The organism is Macrococcus brunensis (genome assembly GCF_004359615.1).
Lineage (GTDB): Bacteria > Bacillota > Bacilli > Staphylococcales > Staphylococcaceae > Macrococcus > Macrococcus brunensis.
This window is the reverse complement of the sequence record NZ_SCWA01000003.1, coordinates 117,114-134,867: the sequence shown is the minus strand read 5'-3', so window position 1 is coordinate 134,867 and position 17,754 is coordinate 117,114. Positions and strand designations below refer to the sequence as shown.

18 protein-coding genes are annotated in these 17,754 nt (G+C 36.5%); 14 read left to right on the top strand and 4 right to left on the bottom strand.

Features of this window, described 5'->3' with window-relative positions; genetic code table 11:
- Positions 1–36 precede the first annotated feature (36 nt).
- The 7 genes from ERX27_RS02485 (at position 37) to ERX27_RS11620 (ending at position 8,967) form a co-directional block, all read left to right on the top strand.
- Positions 37–2,790 (top strand): Z1 domain-containing protein, encoded by a 2,754-nt coding sequence (locus ERX27_RS02485; protein ID WP_243715854.1) that lies wholly within the window; start codon positions 37–39, stop codon positions 2,788–2,790.
- Positions 2,787–4,784 (top strand): hypothetical protein, encoded by a 1,998-nt coding sequence (locus ERX27_RS02480; protein ID WP_133431255.1) that lies wholly within the window; start codon positions 2,787–2,789, stop codon positions 4,782–4,784. Before ERX27_RS02485 ends, ERX27_RS02480 begins: the two co-directional genes overlap by 4 nt.
- Positions 4,784–5,734 carry a hypothetical protein gene (locus ERX27_RS02475; RefSeq protein WP_133431254.1) on the top strand — a complete coding sequence of 317 codons (951 nt, stop codon included), beginning with the start codon at positions 4,784–4,786 and terminating at the stop codon, positions 5,732–5,734. The genes ERX27_RS02480 and ERX27_RS02475 overlap by 1 nt, the downstream gene beginning before the upstream one ends.
- Complete coding sequence (locus tag ERX27_RS02470; RefSeq protein WP_133431253.1) at positions 5,727–6,419, top strand: DUF6339 family protein; 693 nt, start codon at positions 5,727–5,729, stop codon at positions 6,417–6,419. Before ERX27_RS02475 ends, ERX27_RS02470 begins: the two co-directional genes overlap by 8 nt.
- Complete coding sequence (locus ERX27_RS02465; RefSeq protein ID WP_133431252.1) at positions 6,420–7,418, top strand: phospholipase D family protein; 999 nt, start codon at positions 6,420–6,422, stop codon at positions 7,416–7,418.
- Between the two features lie 6 nt (positions 7,419–7,424).
- Positions 7,425–8,684 (top strand): DNA (cytosine-5-)-methyltransferase, encoded by a 1,260-nt coding sequence (dcm, locus tag ERX27_RS02460; RefSeq protein WP_243715853.1) that lies wholly within the window; start codon positions 7,425–7,427, stop codon positions 8,682–8,684.
- A gap of 73 nt (positions 8,685–8,757) precedes the next feature.
- Positions 8,758–8,967, top strand: a complete 210-nt coding sequence (locus tag ERX27_RS11620) for a PDDEXK family nuclease (RefSeq protein WP_133431251.1) — start codon at positions 8,758–8,760, stop codon at positions 8,965–8,967.
- Here the strand turns inward: ERX27_RS11620 and ERX27_RS02450 are convergent.
- The 3 genes from ERX27_RS02450 to dcm (ERX27_RS02440) all read right to left on the bottom strand — a co-directional run bounded on the left by ERX27_RS02450 (position 8,893) and on the right by dcm (ERX27_RS02440) (position 12,303).
- Entirely contained in the window at positions 8,893–10,263 is a 1,371-nt protein-coding gene (locus tag ERX27_RS02450) for a Sau3AI family type II restriction endonuclease (RefSeq protein WP_133431250.1), read from the bottom strand. The genes ERX27_RS11620 and ERX27_RS02450 overlap by 75 nt on opposite strands.
- Positions 10,264–10,275: 12 nt before the next feature.
- The gene (locus ERX27_RS02445; RefSeq protein ID WP_133431249.1) at positions 10,276–10,977 is read right to left on the bottom strand and encodes a BglII/BstYI family type II restriction endonuclease; all 702 of its coding nucleotides are present in this window, start codon (positions 10,975–10,977) and stop codon (positions 10,276–10,278) included.
- Between the two features lie 87 nt (positions 10,978–11,064).
- Entirely contained in the window at positions 11,065–12,303 is a 1,239-nt protein-coding gene (gene dcm, locus ERX27_RS02440; RefSeq protein ID WP_133431248.1) for a DNA (cytosine-5-)-methyltransferase, read from the bottom strand.
- A 131-nt stretch (positions 12,304–12,434) separates the two neighbouring features.
- On the opposite strand from dcm (ERX27_RS02440), the gene ERX27_RS02435 reads away from it, so the two are divergent.
- The 6 genes from ERX27_RS02435 (at position 12,435) to ERX27_RS02415 (ending at position 16,454) form a co-directional block, all read left to right on the top strand.
- Entirely contained in the window at positions 12,435–12,899 is a 465-nt protein-coding gene (locus tag ERX27_RS02435; protein ID WP_133431247.1) for a very short patch repair endonuclease, read from the top strand.
- 118 nt (positions 12,900–13,017) lie between these two features.
- A complete protein-coding gene (locus tag ERX27_RS11615) occupies positions 13,018–13,236 on the top strand; it encodes a helix-turn-helix domain-containing protein (protein ID WP_133431246.1) in 219 nt (72 codons plus the stop codon).
- 270 nt (positions 13,237–13,506) lie between these two features.
- Positions 13,507–14,016, top strand: coding sequence for a hypothetical protein (locus tag ERX27_RS02425; protein ID WP_133431245.1), 510 nt, complete (start codon positions 13,507–13,509; stop codon positions 14,014–14,016).
- Positions 14,017–14,105: 89 nt separating this feature from the next.
- Positions 14,106–14,267: a hypothetical protein gene (locus tag ERX27_RS11340; RefSeq protein ID WP_165983052.1), complete on the top strand. Its 162-nt coding sequence runs from the start codon at positions 14,106–14,108 to the stop codon at positions 14,265–14,267.
- Between the two features lie 629 nt (positions 14,268–14,896).
- Entirely contained in the window at positions 14,897–15,367 is a 471-nt protein-coding gene (locus tag ERX27_RS02420) for a hypothetical protein (RefSeq protein WP_133431244.1), read from the top strand.
- Positions 15,327–16,454 (top strand): hypothetical protein, encoded by a 1,128-nt coding sequence (locus ERX27_RS02415; RefSeq protein ID WP_165983051.1) that lies wholly within the window; start codon positions 15,327–15,329, stop codon positions 16,452–16,454. Before ERX27_RS02420 ends, ERX27_RS02415 begins: the two co-directional genes overlap by 41 nt.
- Before the next feature lie 205 nt (positions 16,455–16,659).
- Here the strand turns inward: ERX27_RS02415 and ERX27_RS02410 are convergent, their stop codons facing one another.
- On the bottom strand, positions 16,660–17,205 hold the full coding sequence (locus tag ERX27_RS02410) for a DUF421 domain-containing protein (protein ID WP_208001744.1): 546 nt from the start codon (positions 17,203–17,205) through the stop codon (positions 16,660–16,662).
- Positions 17,206–17,546: 341 nt separating this feature from the next.
- Here ERX27_RS02410 and ERX27_RS02405 point away from each other — a divergent pair, with 341 nt between their 5' ends.
- Positions 17,547–17,738: a DUF6366 family protein gene (locus ERX27_RS02405; RefSeq protein WP_133431242.1), complete on the top strand. Its 192-nt coding sequence runs from the start codon at positions 17,547–17,549 to the stop codon at positions 17,736–17,738.
- The last annotated feature ends 16 nt before the right edge of the window (positions 17,739–17,754 follow it).

The window sequence follows — 17,754 nt, the reverse complement described above, 5'->3', positions numbered from 1 at the left end:
AACGCTTACAAAATTTACATAGGATGTGGAAACTACATGGATAAAAAATATGATAATTTAAAAACATATATTCAAGGTTTACTTCAGAGTCATAACTATGATTGGGAAGGTGTAAGAAGTCTGAAGATTTTTCCGGATAAAGATATGTATCTTCATTCTTTTATACCATTTAATGTTAATATGCAACAGGGAGAAATAACTGAAGATTTATGGGTTCACCTTGTAGATGAGATTCATGCAAGACATGAGAAGGTAAAGGTAGTTAAATTAGGAGATAAGATTAGAAATGATGCTAAAATACCTGGGGATTATGGATCCTCCTGGCAGCTATATAAAAAAAGTTTAGAGCAGAAGGGTCTTTCAGAAAACTCTATTCTTAATATAGAAAAGTCCTCTTTCTCAATACTCCAGCATTTGTCAATGGATACAAGTGATTCCGGTCCAACTAAAGGATTAGTAATAGGGAATGTTCAATCAGGAAAAACTGCAAATATGGCTGGCTTGATGGCAATGGCAGCTGATAATGGCTTTAATGTATTTATCATTCTTTCTGGAGTTATTGAGAATTTAAGACAGCAGACCGCTACACGTTTGTATAATGATATGACCCCTAAAGGTTCTAGTAACCTCCAGTGGCAGACAATTAATCAACCTTCACCAAATTCAAGGTTGCCAGAACATAATATTTCTTCATATAATCTAGAGGAAAATGGCAAAAAAAGATATTTTACTGTCGTCCTTAAAAATAAGAAGAGACTTGAAAATCTTATTAAATGGTTACTTGAAGATGAAAAGAAAGCTAAGCAAATGAAAATCCTAGTTATTGATGATGAAGCAGATCAAGCTAGTGTTAACACCCTGAAGATTGAAGAAGAAGATCGTACTGCTATTAATCGGCTGATAAAAGAACTGGTTCACAGTTCCAAATTTGGTGGCATGAATTATATTTCATATACCGCTACTCCCTATGCGAATGTATTAAATGAAACAACTATAGATTCCTTGTATCCTAAGGACTTTATTATTTCTCTTGAACCATCAGAAGATTATATCGGTCCAAAACAAATTTTTGGAATGGAAGAACCTGAAGCAGTCCCTACCGTTAATATCATTAGAGAAATAAGTGACGCTGATGCTGCTTTAATACGAGAAATACAAAATGAGGATTTAGGTGAAGATATTCCGAGGAGCTTTAAACAATCTATTCAATGGTTTGTTCTAACAGTTGCTACTATGCGATATCTTGAATATAAAAATCCAATTTCAATGCTCGTTCATACTAGTTTTAAGATTATTGAGCATCAGATTATTGCTGATAAGATTGAACAATACGTTAAATATATGAAAGAAAATTACGAAGATACTTTAAAAGAGCTGCGTGAATTGTACGAAAATGAGAAAATAGAGTTTAAGAGAAATTATTTCTTGCGAGGAATGAAAGATTACTCAACACCAGATCAAGTACCTGATTATCCATTATTTGAAGAGATTAAACCAGAGCTCGATTTTATTTTCCGATTAAATGATAACGAGCTAATCAGTCACATTCCAATCGGAGAATCTGGAGCACCTAAGTATCATAAAGGTTTCCATTTAGCTATTGATAACAGTAAATCTCAGGCCGATCAGCAAATAGTAAGACTTGTCTATCCTGATAAAAAACAGATGCCTGATATGGCTCCGGCATTTATAGTAGTTGGCGGTAATACACTTTCTCGAGGATTAACATTAGAAGGATTAACTTCTACCTATTTTCTCAGAACAACGAACCAGGCAGATACCCTCATGCAGATGGGTAGATGGTTCGGTTATAGAAAAGGTTATGAATTATTTCCACGAGTCTGGCTTGAAAATATAGCTCGCGAACGATTCGAATTTCTCTCTCAAATGAACGAAGAACTACGTGAAGATGTAGCCGAGTACGCAGTAAATGGAAAATCTCCAAGTGAATTTGGACCCAAAATTAAGAACTCCTATAAAAATAATCTTATTAAAATTACTTCTAATAATAAAATGCAGGCTGCAGTAGGTGCTGAATTTGATTTTACAGGTTTTAATTCTCAGACCATTTACTTTGAGAAAAACGTCAACAAACTAGAACATAACTTAAGTTTGACTAAGAGTTTTCTTAATAGTCTTCCGAAGCCTGAAATCAGTTCTAATAAAATGATATTCAGGGATATAGATAAACAAGTGGTTCATGATTATTTAAAGAATTATCAAGTCTGTGAAAAGGATATACAAATGTCATGCATTCCTGCTCTGATGGACTGGATTGAAGAAAATAATGATTTATTTAATAACTGGAATATTATCTATTCCTATAGAAACGCCTCTAAAAATCAGCAGAATGCAGATCTCGAATGGCAGATTCAAGGTGAGAATCCTGGTGCAAACATCCGTACTAAATTAACTTCCAGAAGTAATGAAGAGATTGCTAACATTGGTGCACTACGTACACCTGCGGATTTAGTGGCAGATACAAATTATGAGGGCGCAAATATTAGTAGCACAAAGGATGTATATCAGATACGGGAGCAAGCAGGTTTAAGTACAGTACCTCAACTCATTATCTATAAACTTGATAAAGATCAGCGTACAAAAAAAGAGTATCTAGCGGATGTTAATAAAGAGAGTTCAAGACGTGAACCATTGAATTTCCCAGTGGATATTATCGGTTTAAATATCATGATTCCAGGTATTGCAAACAGCGATACAAATGTTAAATATGTAACAGCGCATATTAATTTAAGTAGTCAATCAGTAGAAGAAGAGGTCGAAGAAGATTGAAAATAAAACAAGCCAATAATGATTTACAGAGTATGTCACAAGATGGAGACGCTATTTTACGCTCGCTTCAGAATAAAACGATGCCTACTATTGATTTAATGGTACGCGAGTCCTTGCAGAACAGTCTCGATGCCACTTTACCAGACGTAGAATCTACAAATGTAACATTCCATGTTGATTTTTTTGATACAGAAAAACTTGCAAAACATTTTGAAGGAATTGAAGAAACATTAAACCGTAGATTTAGAGGGCCGCAAAGAGTCATTGCTGTTTCAGATAAAAATACATTGGGTCTGACAGGTGATTATAAATCTGATGATAATGATGAGTTCAATCGCAGTAACTTTCAGAAGCTTGTTTTTGGAATCGGTAAGAACCAAGATAAAGCGGGTGCTGGAGGAAGCTGGGGATTAGGCAAAACAAGTTATTTCAGGTTGGGACAAGGTATTGTTCTGTACTATTCTCGTGTATCATTAGAAGATAATTATGAAGAGCGTCTTATAGCTTCTTTAATAGAGAGTCCCAAACAAGCCCAAAGAATTTTGCCTGAAAATCACAGGGGAATAGCCTGGTGGGGTGAATACGGTGAGAACCCTAATAAATTACTGCCAATAACTGATCATGATCAAATAGCTGAAATTCTGAGTATATTTAATTTAAAACCATATGAAAACGAAGAGACAGGTACAACAATTATTATTCCTTTTGTAGAAGATTTAAACGAAGGCGAAATTGAAAAACAGCAGAAGTATCCATGGATGGAAGACTATCATGAAGCGATTAAGATGGCAGTTCAACGCTGGTATACGCCTCGTCTTATGAATAAAGCATATCGTGCTGTTCACGGAAATTCGTATTTAATGTGCAAGGTAAATCAGGAAGTTATAATGCCTAATTCCAATACTGAGCCTGTTTTTAACGTAATCCAGAAACTTTATAATTCCGCATTAATAAATAAACCTGTTGATGCCAATATTAAAGTTATTCCTATAGACGGTTTATCAAACGTCTTAAAACTGAAAGGTGCAGTGGGGCATATTGCTTTCACGGAAGTAAGTTATGATGATTTAAAAATGACCGCTCCAGAGAACAAACCTTCTGCCTTAGTGCATCTTGGACTTGATTATAATGATAGTGCAAATGGAATTGAAGGAATAAATAAAGTACTGGCTTACTCTCGTAAACCTGGAATGGTTATTGAATACAGTGTAACGAATGACTGGTTGCCTGCAAATATTACGCTTAAGGAAGATCATTATTTATTTGCATTTTTTGTTCCCAATTCAGCTGGTGAACTGAAAACAAGTTACAAGGAGATGGGGTATAATAACCTGGAAGCTTACCTTCGTGCTACTGAAAATGCTGATCACGCTACATGGGCAGATGAAGACAGTATAACAATTATTAAACGTATTAAAACATATACAATGTCCTCGATACAAAAAACATATATAGGTGAAGAAAAGAACAACAGTTCAAGTGCGACTTCAGCATTATCACGAAAATTCGGCTCGATGCTTATGCCGCCTAAAGGATTTGGTAAAAGTGGTCGAAAGCCACCTGGCGGTGGTGGAGGCGTAGAGGGCCCTAAAAAAGGTCCTAAACCGACGTTACTTATCACGAAGACGGATATTCTGGATGACAGACATATTGAATTAACAGTCGATATTACACTTGTTCCTAAAAGTACTAATAAGGTCTATATATATATTATGGGGCAGGATCAAAAAATTGATGCGCATAACTGGGAACAGTCATTTGAAGGTACAGTTCAGTTTCCTTATGTCATTAAATCAGTGGAAGTTACTGAAGGTAATCAATACACGGCTATTAAAACACGTGAAGGTATCACTAGCGAACTTCATTTTGATTCAAAAGATACTGATAAACGAGAAATAAAGGTGAAGTTTATTATTCAAATGAACTCTCATCAGTATCAACCATTACTAGGTATTAAAACGGAAAAGCAGAATGATAAAAGGGAGGAATTATAATGAGTTCAAATCAGATAGCGTTATATAAAAAGATTAATGAACAATTGATCGAAAATAGCGGACTCTTTATAGAATTCAAAGGTCTTTCCTATCAATCTGAAAATGAAACAGTAAAGTTAAATCCCCTGCCTGATTTTGACGGAATGATTGTAGTAAACGATTATGATAATAATTGGACACCTGCTGAAAATAACCTTAAAGTACATTCGACTCTCTCTATTAAAGATGCTTCGGTTCTTTTTGGCAGCAACGGTGTCACTATGCCGGAAAATACAATTGGTTTTGCAGTACATATACATTCTAAATCCTCTTTTTTTCAGAAGACATTAACAATATTTGAAATTACATCTGATATGAAAGATATAAAGTTTGATTTTAATCAGACATTTAACGCCGGTGAATTAAATGGGCAGTTATCTTTAGATTATTTTCTCTATCTAAAAGAATATAACAATCATTATTTTAAACATGCTAATCACTCGGGTATGATTCTGACAGAATTTGACCTGCATAATTATATGGTTATTGTTGATGGCGATGCATCCTCATTTCCGATCAATGAATTTGAAGATAAAGAAGGACCTCTTTGGAAGCTTGAAAAACATTGGGTTGATGCTGAATCGGATTCATTTAATAGTTCAAATGTTTGTCTAAGTCTGAACATTAAGCATTACTTATTCCCACAACTTAAAGAAGGAAAAACAGCTATCAGCCGGACCATGATGGGAGACATTATGGTTCAGGCAATGGCTATGATTATTACGCAAGTCAAAAATGAAAATTGTGACTTGCATTCAGAAGAAATCATTGTTGAGGGAAGCATTCTGTCAGCATGTCAGTATTGGGTGAAGACTTTTAATGTTGATACAACTGATATGTTCACCATAACAAATTCTTTAAGAGCTTATTTCAGTCAGAGCTTCCTGAAAGGAGCGAGTGAAAATGATTAACTGGGAAAATAACAATTATAGCGTGGCAAATGCTGAGAAAGACTTTTCGAAAATTGAGATATTAACAGATGAAGTAAATCCAATTAATCCCCCGGAATCTATGAGAGAACTGCGCAATCAGATGATTGAAGCACGCGATCGTATATTTGAAGACCTGAATCTGGATGGTGCGAATAAGCTCGGATACGAATTTGATTTAAAATATGGTATTGCGATTTACTCACTTCTTAATGAAGCTATAGGGTTCACAAATCGTATTGCTGCTAAAGATGATATATGGCGCTATTTATCTGTAAATGTGATTCCTGATGTAGTGCATGCCCGATGGGGAAAGCATGAGGATAGATATTTTAGGAACTCCAGACGTATATGGTTAAAAACAATTTGGTGGTATGTCGCGCTCTCCTGGCATAATAATGCAGAAGAAACTTATCAGTTGCTCAAGAACAATACGACTGACACAATAATGAACTTAGTCGAACGACCAGGAATCGGATATCATATTGAACTCTACCGAGAGATTATGTTGCAATATAATGACCATGAAGATAATGACCGAAACTTATTTAGATCTGTATTAAAACTTAATACGGCTAGATTGGCAGTTGTCACACCTGAATTATCTGAAGGTGGTATAAAGGGATATGTAAATAATTTATTTGCAACTGCTTTAGGTAAAGAATAGATGTACTATCATCAACTATATGACAACGTACTGAGCAGGTATGCTGCCCAAGCAGAAACACTGAATATTATTTCAGGCTATGGGAGCGGTAAGTTTCTAGAGCAAGTTGTACATGACTTTCCGCATTTAACAATAAATCTATTTATCGGAATGACCAATCAGGGCGTTCCTAGGTATGATCATGAAAAATACCTGCAGTTAATGGCTATCAATGAAAATATTGTTGTATACTATCAAATTGAAGGTGCACCAACTCATATGAAAATTTATCATTTCATTAATTCAGAAGATGAGATAAAATTAATAGGTTCTGCAAACTTCAGTGAAAATGGATTTTACCATCATCGTGAATTGCTGACAGAAACTCAGGAGTCTCTTCATGGATTATTTGAAGCGCAGAAAGTTCTGTCTATTAGATGTGATTCAGAAAATGTTGATGAAAAAGTCGCATTCATTGAACAGCAAGAAGATATAGCTAAAATCAGTTATGAAGAACTTTATCATTCTGTGCCTATTATCTCTAAAATCAATGATAATGAGGAAGTATATAAAACCAATCATAATCAATTGAATCTTATTTTGAAAATCAGGAACAGACATTTTATTGATTCTTCTAAAGTTAAAGTGATTGAAATCATGCTTGATGAAAAATCAGATCCTAACTGGCAGTTTAGTAAAATAAATGCAGCCTTTGATAATAAGGAAGCATATATAACTACTAATAAGCGTCCATATCTAAACGAGTTCTTTCCTACTGATGCGACTTTCAAGGTTATCGATGAAGAAGAGAGATGTTATCAGATGGAACTAAGTGGCCAATTCAATCGTGAATTACGCCTTTTAAATGGAGACTGGTATCTGCTAATTAAAGAAAAACTCGGAATGAAAGAATTCCAGCCAATCACTAGAAAAAGGCTGGAAGAAAATCAAATGGAATTAATCGTATTTGAAAAAATTGAAGAACATCTGTTTCGGATGTTTTTCACAAGTAATAAGTAATAATAAATGAAAGTAGTTGGTTATTCAATGTTAAAAGTAATAGAAACGTTCAGTGGCATTGGTAGCCAGGCTCAAGCGTTAAAAAATATTGGTATTGAACATTCTATAGAGGCGATAGTCGAATGGGAAATAGGTGCAATGTACGCCTATGACATTATGCACAATGGCCCTCAGGATTTAAGCCCATATCGACACCATACAAAAGAATCTTTAGTAAAGGAGCTATCAAAGTACACTCTTTCCGGAGATGGCAAAGAGCCCTTATCAGAACGATCGTTGTCAGCAATGGGCGTTCTTCAGCTTAAATCTATTCTTTGTTCTATAGAAAGAAATAATAACCTTGTCGATATTACAAAAGTAAAGGCAGTCGATTTGCCGGATGCTGATCTTCTCACATACTCATTTCCATGCCAGGACTTATCTGTGAGTGGTCATTGGCACAAAAACTCTGGTGGGATTAATAGAGATGCAAATAATAGGTCTACACTTTTATGGCAGATAGAGAGAATACTGATGGAGTATAAAGAAGCGGATAAACCACTTCCGAAATTTCTTTTAATGGAGAATGTAAGTAATATCCTTTCATCAAAACACATAGAAAATTTCAGAGAGTTTCAAGATTTCCTGCAAGCATACGGATATTACAATCAGGTTTATACATTAGACGCACGTAACTTCGGTGTACCTCAATCAAGGAAGAGAACGTACATGTTAAGTGTTCTTGCTAAAGATGAAGAAGAATATAGTGCAGTAAACGATTACTTCTTTTTTAATAATCTGGAAAACATTGTTTTGGATAGAGAGAATATACGCCCATTAAGCGATTATCTGAAGTTAAATTATGATAATTCCGTCTATAGAAAAGAAGCTATACAGAGTACACCAACCTGGTCGCCTTCACGAGAGAAGATATATGAAAATAATGTAATACTAGCAGTAGATAGAAAAGTTGAACCTAATCAATATGCACGCACCATTACTACTAAGCAAGATCGGAATCCTAATTCAGGGATAATTAAGTATGAGGATGAAGTTCTTACTCCAATGAACATAAATTATAGAAATCTTACTCCAAGAGAATGCTTCTTGCTTATGGGATTTGAAGAAGAACAATTTAATCTTTTGATTGAGCATAATATCGATCTGACAGAAGGAAAGAAAATTTTACCATTGTCACGATTAGTGAGAATGGCAGGTAATAGTATTGTGGTGCAAGTATTGGAAAGTATTTTTAAACAAATTAATGAAATTGAAAACAATGATTAACGATTCATTCGATAATCATTGTTTTTTATTGTTTTTAAAGGGAAAAATCTAGGTAAAAAGGGAAAGTGATCATATGGACACTCTTACTCCAGAGAAACGTCTAAAAAATATGAGAAATATAAAGTCAGCAAATACTAAGCCTGAAATTTTGGTTAGAAAGTATTTATTTGCTAAAGGGTTAAGATATAGAATTAATTTTATTCTCCTTTTATTTAATGATTTTAATATAGAAGACTTTATTCAACCAAAAGCATTGCTTCGTTATCCATTGTCCATCAGGTAATTTAACCTTGTCAGATGCATTTTGTCCTTTCGGTCTTAAATGACAGACTGAATTGTCTTTTGCACCTGGTAGGTTATTTTTTACTCCTCTTTTAGTTTCTTCAAGTATGACGCCATCATTAAGAATTCTCTTTGTATCCATATAGAACTGCTTTAATTCATTCTCAATCACAGTTTCAGGCATGTTCCACAGTTTGATACCTTTAAAAACATTTTCATTCTCAGTGTTCTTCCGAAATACAATAAACAACCACTTTGTTTCTTCAAATTTTTCTCTTAATGAACTTTCTTCCCATGGCACGTTAGCATATTCATTAAAGTCTATATTTTCAAAAGACATATGCTCTTTTGGCTTTCCATTTTCTTGCAAGGTGATGGTTTTAAATTTAATATTATACTTCTCAAATTCTTCTATCTGAGATAGGTGTGTGCCTTTAATACCAAGCATTGCACTGATCAGGTTGGCAGCACGTGCTTTGCTTTTTGATAATACTATACCTTCTTGTTCAGCGATTTCCTGGTCGGTCATACCATAATATGGACTGAACTTCTCTTCAAGAACAGTTTCAATTGATTTTTCTGCTATTTCTTTTGATGATGTAATAGAGACAAGATGTTCCTCTGTGATTAACTTACGTACTAGTGCGCTCATGTATCCTTGCTTAATTGAGTATGCTCGTTGTTTTGCTAGTTCATTGCTATAAGGTTGCTCTCGCATAGAGGATGCTGCCGTGGTGCCTTTAGTACAGGCTCCTAATATTAAGGTGTCCCCCTCAGATAGAAGGTGAGCTTCCCCTTGAAGTATTTTGCTATGGATCAGCTGCCAGTCTTGCTTTACGATTTTCAGATCCTCTTCAGGGATCTCGAATAAATCGACTTTTGCAATCTGCGTATTCCAGACATCCATTTTACCTGCTTCATTTCTCTTATATTCATAAAAGAAGAGGAGGAGACGTGCATTCTTCGTCCAATAACTAGATGTATAAAAAGTTTTATCCGCTTCCTCTAAATAGTTGATGATATTCAGAACAAGTCGTTCTTTCGCTTTAAGCTGACCATTCTTCATCCGGGTGAAGCCTGTTGCTTTAAGCTCAATTCCGACATCAGCAAAATCAGCTTCTGCATTTGAGTTGATATCATATCCGAAATAACTTTTCTCGATGATATGGCCGACTTTTCCTTTGACATTGGTATTCTCCAGCATGTTTTCTTTGTCTATTTCATGAAGATATTTTCCTTCAGCTTCTTTCGCATATTGAATCAAGTCAGCTTCATTCTTATATTCAAAAGGTTTCATAAAGTTACCTCCTTAATAAAGTAACATTTTTACTAATTTCCCTTCATTATCGTAATGTTCAGCGTCTAACACTCTGTCTTGACTCAATAACTTAATATGACCGATATTTCTCTGACCTTCTTTAATTCTGACCAGTTCAAATGTCTCTGGAGCTTCCAGACCGATGATGACCATAGGTACTGTCAATTGATTCATCATAGGTATGCACTGAAGTGTATATCCTTCGAAGGAGCCGATAGCATTATCGAATCTCCCTTTTTTCTTTAATTCATCCGTAGCAGTTATAATTAATCCAAGTTCAGTCTTAAATTCCTTTTCCACATGATTTAACTCGGAAGCTAGGACAGGTTTGAGAAGATTTACACAAGTAGCAGATGCATGATTAAACGCAATTTCAAGAGAATAGATGTGGTTGTATGTAAAATCTAATCTCCAGTCAGTTGCTCCTTTACTGTACACTTTTTCTTTGAAAATGCGTGATTCACTGTGCCAGCCTGCAGCACGTAATTTTTCTTTAAAAATGCCATTTATGACGTGTGAGATGCTAGTATCACTTTTCATGTCCACATATTTTCTATGTTGAAATCTATTGATGATTTCTTGATCAGTGATTGATTCTATGATTTTTAAGAGGTTACGATACGGTTCGTTATAGCGTGAGTCTGTACTTATGATTTCAATGCCATATCTATGTGAATAAGTTCTGAATTTCATATATACTCCTATTTAAAATGTGAAATTTTTCTATATCATAATACTTACAATAAAAAAAGTCCACTTCATATGAAATGGACTTGAATCTTAAAAAAGATTTAATTGTGTAGTTTCATCAGGATACTGCATTTCGATGTTCTCTATTTCATTTCCCATACGTGTAATCAATGGGACGACTAGCGCATTACCCATACAGAAGAAGCGCATCTTGCCTGCCATCGTATCAGTCCAATTATCAGGAAAGCCATTCAATCGTTCTGCTTCAACTGGCGTAAGTGTGCGATAACCTTTGCTATCTTTAATTAGATGTGTACTGCGGTTGATGCTGGATTCGCTCGTAAGCATCGTGCGGGCAGGTGAATCTAGTGCATCTGTTTCAGACATACCACCTTCACTGAACGTATATTTATGACCATCTTTTGTAATCCGTTCGATTTTCTTAGCACCACGCAGGTATTTGAACTTTTCTACTTTTTCATCAGAGAGATAATACTGGTCATCGACTGCTTCTTCCAGAATTTCACCTAACGTCACAGGTTTCTCATATTGAGGTACAGTGTGTACCGTATAGATTTCCCCGTTACGCATGAAACCAGATGGATGGAAGGTATAAGAGAAGTTGTCAGAGATTTCTACAATATCATGAGAAAGTGTGACAGTTCCGATCCGGTCCTTATAGACTTCATCAGTCACTGGAAATGCTTTTGCGAAGAATCCTTCTTTGAAGACGATATCTTCCGCTGATTTCTTAGTGATAGACTGTGCATAATGATTTTCTTTTCTATAGCCGAAGATGAATACACGGCGACGTTTCTGCGCATTACCATAATCAGCGGCGTTAATGACGCGCCATTCGATATCATAGCCGAGTTCATTAAGTGTAGATAACATAACTGCAAAGTCACGACCACGCTGAGAAGCGGGGGATTTAAGAAGTCTGTCTACATTCTCAAGAAGAATATACTTAGGAGCGACGTTCTGGATATATCTTGCAATCTCCCAGAACAACACACCTTTCTTACCTTGGATGCCTAGTTCTCCACTGAGTGATCTCGCTACTGAATAATCCTGACAAGGGAATCCGCCTACTATCATATCGACATTCGTACTTGCAAGTTCATGATTAGTCACCTGAGTGATATCCTGATTGCTATGTATACCCGTCTTGAAATTATGGGTATAACAATCATAAGCATGTTGAACACGACGAGAAGGCTCCCATTGATTTGCCCAAGTGATTTCGAACATTCTGTTTTCCGTATTTTCTAAACCTAGACGGAATCCTCCGACACCGGCAAACATTTCTCCAACTTTAAGCTTTTTCATCAATGGACCTCCTCTATATTTAACTTATTAATATTAACATATTTCTTGATGATATTATATTTTATCTTACTAAGATTATACCGAACGATCGTTCGTATTTCAATTAAGAATTGTTGAAAGGAGTGAGCACAATGAAGAAAAGTGAATATCCGTCTGCCAGAAGTTACAATATGTCTCGAATCAGAGGGAAGAACAGTAAGCCGGAGGAGATTGTCAGACGTTATCTGTTCAAGAGAGGATTCAGATATCGAAAGAACTATAAAGAACTGCCAGGATCACCGGATATCTATCTGCCGAAATACAATACTGCTATCTTTGTGAACGGCTGCTTCTGGCATGTCCACGATTGCGGCAAGTTCAATATGCCCAAGACGAATCAGAAATTCTGGCAAGCTAAGTTTGAGCGCAATGTGGCCCGAGACGAAAGGAACATCGAAGAATTAACAGAGCTTGGTATTAATGTCATTGTCATTTGGGAGTGCGGGTTAGGCAGTGAAGTCAGAGAAGAGACCCTTGAAGATTTAGTGGAAATGATTCAGACCAACCATGATGATGAAAAGATGAGAGAATTCTTTTTAAGTTGTGACTGGGGTTGATTAAACTTTAAATTATATAACAAATAGAAGGGTTTGAGAGGATTCTTGCGGAAGCTGCAAGAATTTTCTTTTGCTTTGAACTAGTTGATAACCTCGCTAAAAAAGCGAGGTTTCTTTGATGAACAACACTGAAATTATGGAGGCTATTAAGTATCATCGTGAGAATCTAGGGTATACCTCAACTGAAGTCGCAGAGGTAATAGGGTATAGTGTTTCTAAATACTCGAGACTTGAGAATCACAAGCAACCTATTCTAGGATGGGAGCTTTTAGCGATAGCCAGATATTTTGGGATGAGTGTGGAGGAGCTGACAACCATACCGAAGAGGAAACGATAAAGGAAAATTTAATAATGGATATAAAGAAAATCGGATTTGTCCGATTTTTTATTTTTTCTTCATCTGTCCGAATCCAAACAAAATATACAGTATCACAATCGCCAGACCTACAATCATCATTGTACTGTCCATGGTCGTCTTACTGTTATTTAGTCATTGAACACTTTCATTCTAGTTTGGCTCTTTTCATTGTCAATTGATGGTATTTTTTATTTTAGCAGTGATAGTATATTATGGTTGTAAGAAGGCTGATGGCTGGAGGCGATTTTGATGACTGTTATTGCTGGTGTTGATTTTCTGAATACTTCTCTGTCACCGTTTGTTCAGGTGGAAGATGAGAATCGTATTCGCTTTTCTATAGACGATTTGTCACTTAAGGAATTTAAATTGCTGCTGCTTGCTCTGAATAGGAACTTATCTACGATGGCATTCTCTAAACGTAAAGTAGGATGGGGCAAGGTTAAGCCTTATTATCTGTATCGTTTTATGAGAATTCCCAGCTGGAGTGTCCATTCATGCGCAATTGATCGGCTGTACTTTGCTGTTGTCAGGAATCTGCGTCAGCGTGATATAGAGCAGTTCTATAAAGCGTATAGACGCAAAGTACATATGCCGCTTGTGACGTATTTTTACAATGAGGACACCTTCATAAGGATCAGCCCTTTTTATGTTGATATTATTTCTGATGACGTCACTTTAATTGCGCATTTAAGATCTTCTTTTAGTAACAGGGTAACTGATTTCGATGGTGTTCTGCCGATTTCAGAAGAGGAATGGTGAATTAACATAGGGAGGGGCATCAATGATCACGCACGATAACTTTAAGTTCTGGCTCACTTACCGCACTCATTTTCTTCAGGCGCAGTTAGATGGTAAGAGATCGTGTCATGATTCGGTTAAGAAGTTCTCTTTTTCTCCATCTTTCAATGATGAGTCGTGATTTAGCACGTTTTGATTATGTGCGTCCTGTTGTCTGTGATTTAAGAGGGTGGCTGCTGCAGGTTCAGCTGACCAGTCAGTACTATGTGTAGAAAAGGCTGCATTATGTCAAAGTGCCGCGTGAAGAGCAGAATCCTCAAGTAACATGGAACTGCCGTAATCTGGCTGAGGAGACTATTTATCAGATGGATGCAGTGGATAGACACGGTTATGTAAAGAGTGACTTGTATCTGGTGGACTTTGAATAATAATTAAGGAGAAAAGTGAGACATTTCTTTACCTTAAAATTCCCTTAAAACTGTCTAGGTTTCCTTATTTATCATATTCTGAGTGCTATGATAAATAAAAATGAGGAAGTGTAGATGGGTCTTTTCGATCAGTTGATGGGCAACTCAAGCGAGCAGAATCTTCAAGAAGTATAGAATGAGTTTGGAGGTTATTTACTTCCCGATGAAGTGGTTGAAGCGAGGTTCTTTCTGAGAAGACTAACATCATCGCACTTCAGCAACTGATTTCCAGACATGTGCTGTAAGCTATATTTTTTAACGACAGATATTGGAATCTGTCGTTTTTTTATTTTATCAGTCATCAATCACGTTCAATATAATTTGCTAAAATGTATGAAATTGCTATAAATTTGTATATTTTTCTAGATAATCTAGATATTTAAAGTTTACTGATGCATAATAATAGTAATAATTCATCATTTAAGGAGAAATTCATGAGAAAACTATCGTTAGTGATAATGGGAACGAGCATGATTATGGCAGCTTGTGGCAACGATTCAGAGTCTAAAAAAGAAGAAACCGCTTCTGAAAAATCATCGGAAGAAAGTGTGACTCTTAAAACAGAAAAGCCGCCGACAGAAGCTCAAACGACGGAGAATCCAGTGACTGAAGAAGTCAAAAAAGTGAATAAGACTATTGATATCATGTCTGAGGATCTCATTAATGAATTTACAAAGGATAAAGGATCAGGGTATCAAGGAATTGAACCAGGACTTACTTATAGTCAGATAAAAGAGATGTTAGGCGCCTATGACGGTACTGCAGAAATGCTGGGAGGTCTGCATGTTAAGTTCGGTGATTATGCTGTAGTGTTTGATGGCGTGACTGAGGAGAACCAGTTGAGTGATCACTCTAAGATAAAATATGTTTTTATTTCCCCTGACGAAGACCCTCGACGCGAGTGAGTTTTTTGAGGCACGGGGCAAAGAGGACAGCCGGGAAAGTATTTCGCCGAGTGGTATTTCCATGCTGTATCGTTATACCGTCAATGGCAGGAGTATAGATGCTCTTATTCATAGCGGTCAGGTTGTATGGCTCACTAAGCATGATATGAAGCAGGTCATGAATGAACATGCAGGTGATGAAAATATTTCTATGGAGCGAGGCATCGCTCACTACAACTATCCTCAGATTGATAGTCGTGAGTTCGGTCAGAGTGTTCTGTCAAACTCATTTAATATCATGGGTTATCATGCAGGTGATGATGCAGGAGATCTGATAGAAAAGTTAGGTATGTATGAAAGTAAGGAAGACGGAGATCAGGGCACTGTCTATCACTATGACAACTTCAGTTTTATGATCATTGACAATAAAATCTACGCTATTACGCTGAATGTCCTGGAGGAAAATGTCTCACCTGATATACAGGAAATCTGGGGGGTCCAATCTGAAAATACCGGCAGTGAATATATGCGTTTCGATAAAGTGAAGGACAATGGTTTCTATGTAGAAGTTTACCCGTATATAGGTCCGACTGCTGGTATTTCCGGCATTACGATTTACAGAGAAAATTATGCCGGCCCTTCGCTGGAACAAGCTGATACAGGCCGCTTTACAAAAGAGATGATTCTTAATAAAGATTTTGCTTATTCTATATTGAGTAACGACTATAACATTGCAGGCTACCATGCAGGTGATAACGCTACGTTACAGGAAGTGATTGAAGCGGTAGGCGAGCCTGATTCCCGGCATCAAAACGAGAACGGTGTAGAATACATTGAATACGGTCTGAAGAGAATGACTTTTATAGATGATAAACTCGAATTTATTTCACTGGATGTTACAGAATCAGATATTGATATTGATGAATTACGCACTGCCTGGGGCTATGACTATCAGATTATTAACAGCGAAAGCGGCGAATACACTGTCTACGACACAAATAAAACAAACGGCTATCATGTTGAAATCTTATCTTTAAACGACCAGGTTCAGTCAATCACGATACATGGAGACTATTATAAGAAAAATCATCTGTGGTGGGGTGTGTGAGTCTTCTGCCTTAAAGTTTCCTTTCAGCAGGAACCGGAATAATTACAGGGTGAATTTGAAAAGTGCTGAAGCAATCGTGCAGTTTTATGACAGAAAAACAGATATTGTTGTATTGCGACGTCTGAGTGCAGAGGCAATTTTATAAGTGACTATATAAAAGCACTTTTCGTCATGTTTACGAAAAGTACTTTTTTGAGATCATAAATTAATTGTCATAAGTTGAGTCATCTTTAGATGGATAGCTGACTTTTTCTAGTAAAGTTTGTTCAAGGGACTGATCAGGTTTTAAGATGGATAAGGTTCCATCTGTCTCGAGGATGATGGCTTCTATCTCTGACAGTGAGGCGTGACCTTGTGAACGCACGGCCTGCTTAACTTCTGTTTCTAGCAGACGTTCTTTCTTCATCGCTTCTTTCAGAAACTGGCCCTTGTAATAGAGTAGCGTAGGATTTGATTTGATGATTTCACTGACTTTCGGATTGATGAGTGATAGTTTGGTCAGGAGCAGCTGCAGGCCGATCAATGTGGCGAATGCGACGATTCCCTGGAGTAATGCGATGTCTTTACTGGTCATGATGCTTGCTAGTGTAGAACCAAGCGCAATGGTCACAATGAGGTCGAATGCATTGAGTTTCGTCAGTGTGCGTTTGCCGCTTGCTCTCAGCAGGATGATAAGGGCCGTATAGGCCATAATCCCGATTAAAAATGTTCTGATGATGACATTGAAGTTGTCAAAAAACAGTTTGTCCATGATGATCTTCCTTTTAAATTATTTCTCTAAATACCTGTAGAGAGTCGAGTGGCTGCTGTCTGGCTTTTCTTTGAACTGCGCCAAGAACAGCTTTCAAGTAATTTTAATGGTTGATTCTCTCAAAAACGATCATTTTAATCGCACTGATATCCTTTATTTTATCACTCATGTACTTCAAAAATATATAGCGACCATTTTATTCTGTTTCTATGATCATAATATGCTGAAAATATTGAAGCCACTCAATAATTCTGAAGAGAAAGACAGATAGTCATATCTGTCTTTTTTATGATAAGCGACTGGCAATCTCTGGTATGATAAAACTAAAAGGGGATGGGAAGATGAGACCAGAAGAGGAAAGAGAACGTCTAAGACAGGAAGAACTAAAACGTAATGTAGCAGGTAATACTTTTAATGATGCACAGCATGGATTGAACGATCTGACAGGTAGTGTAAGTACAAAGATGATGGGGATGGGCATTGTTTTCTTATTGCTGTTGATACTTGCAGGCTGGCTTATTTTTGGACATTAGGCAGGATATGTGACTG

Excerpts from the sequence above, each read along its gene's own strand:
- ERX27_RS02485 (WP_243715854.1), top strand. The coding sequence starts at position 37 with ATGGATAAAAAATATGATAATTTAAAAACATATATTCAAGGTTTACTT.
- ERX27_RS02475 (WP_133431254.1), top strand. The coding sequence starts at position 4,784 with ATGAGTTCAAATCAGATAGCGTTATATAAAAAGATTAATGAACAATTG.
- ERX27_RS02470 (WP_133431253.1), top strand. The coding sequence starts at position 5,727 with ATGATTAACTGGGAAAATAACAATTATAGCGTGGCAAATGCTGAGAAA.
- ERX27_RS02465 (WP_133431252.1), top strand. The coding sequence starts at position 6,420 with ATGTACTATCATCAACTATATGACAACGTACTGAGCAGGTATGCTGCC.
- dcm (WP_243715853.1), top strand. The coding sequence starts at position 7,425 with ATGAAAGTAGTTGGTTATTCAATGTTAAAAGTAATAGAAACGTTCAGT.
- ERX27_RS11620 (WP_133431251.1), top strand. The coding sequence starts at position 8,758 with ATGGACACTCTTACTCCAGAGAAACGTCTAAAAAATATGAGAAATATA.
- ERX27_RS02450 (WP_133431250.1), bottom strand. The coding sequence starts at position 10,263 with ATGAAACCTTTTGAATATAAGAATGAAGCTGACTTGATTCAATATGCG.
- ERX27_RS02445 (WP_133431249.1), bottom strand. The coding sequence starts at position 10,977 with ATGAAATTCAGAACTTATTCACATAGATATGGCATTGAAATCATAAGT.
- dcm (WP_133431248.1), bottom strand. The coding sequence starts at position 12,303 with ATGAAAAAGCTTAAAGTTGGAGAAATGTTTGCCGGTGTCGGAGGATTC.
- ERX27_RS02435 (WP_133431247.1), top strand. The coding sequence starts at position 12,435 with ATGAAGAAAAGTGAATATCCGTCTGCCAGAAGTTACAATATGTCTCGA.
- ERX27_RS11615 (WP_133431246.1), top strand. The coding sequence starts at position 13,018 with ATGAACAACACTGAAATTATGGAGGCTATTAAGTATCATCGTGAGAAT.
- ERX27_RS02425 (WP_133431245.1), top strand. The coding sequence starts at position 13,507 with ATGACTGTTATTGCTGGTGTTGATTTTCTGAATACTTCTCTGTCACCG.
- ERX27_RS11340 (WP_165983052.1), top strand. The coding sequence starts at position 14,106 with ATGGTAAGAGATCGTGTCATGATTCGGTTAAGAAGTTCTCTTTTTCTC.
- ERX27_RS02420 (WP_133431244.1), top strand. The coding sequence starts at position 14,897 with ATGAGAAAACTATCGTTAGTGATAATGGGAACGAGCATGATTATGGCA.
- ERX27_RS02415 (WP_165983051.1), top strand. The coding sequence starts at position 15,327 with ATGTTTTTATTTCCCCTGACGAAGACCCTCGACGCGAGTGAGTTTTTT.
- ERX27_RS02410 (WP_208001744.1), bottom strand. The coding sequence starts at position 17,205 with ATGGACAAACTGTTTTTTGACAACTTCAATGTCATCATCAGAACATTT.
- ERX27_RS02405 (WP_133431242.1), top strand. The coding sequence starts at position 17,547 with ATGAGACCAGAAGAGGAAAGAGAACGTCTAAGACAGGAAGAACTAAAA.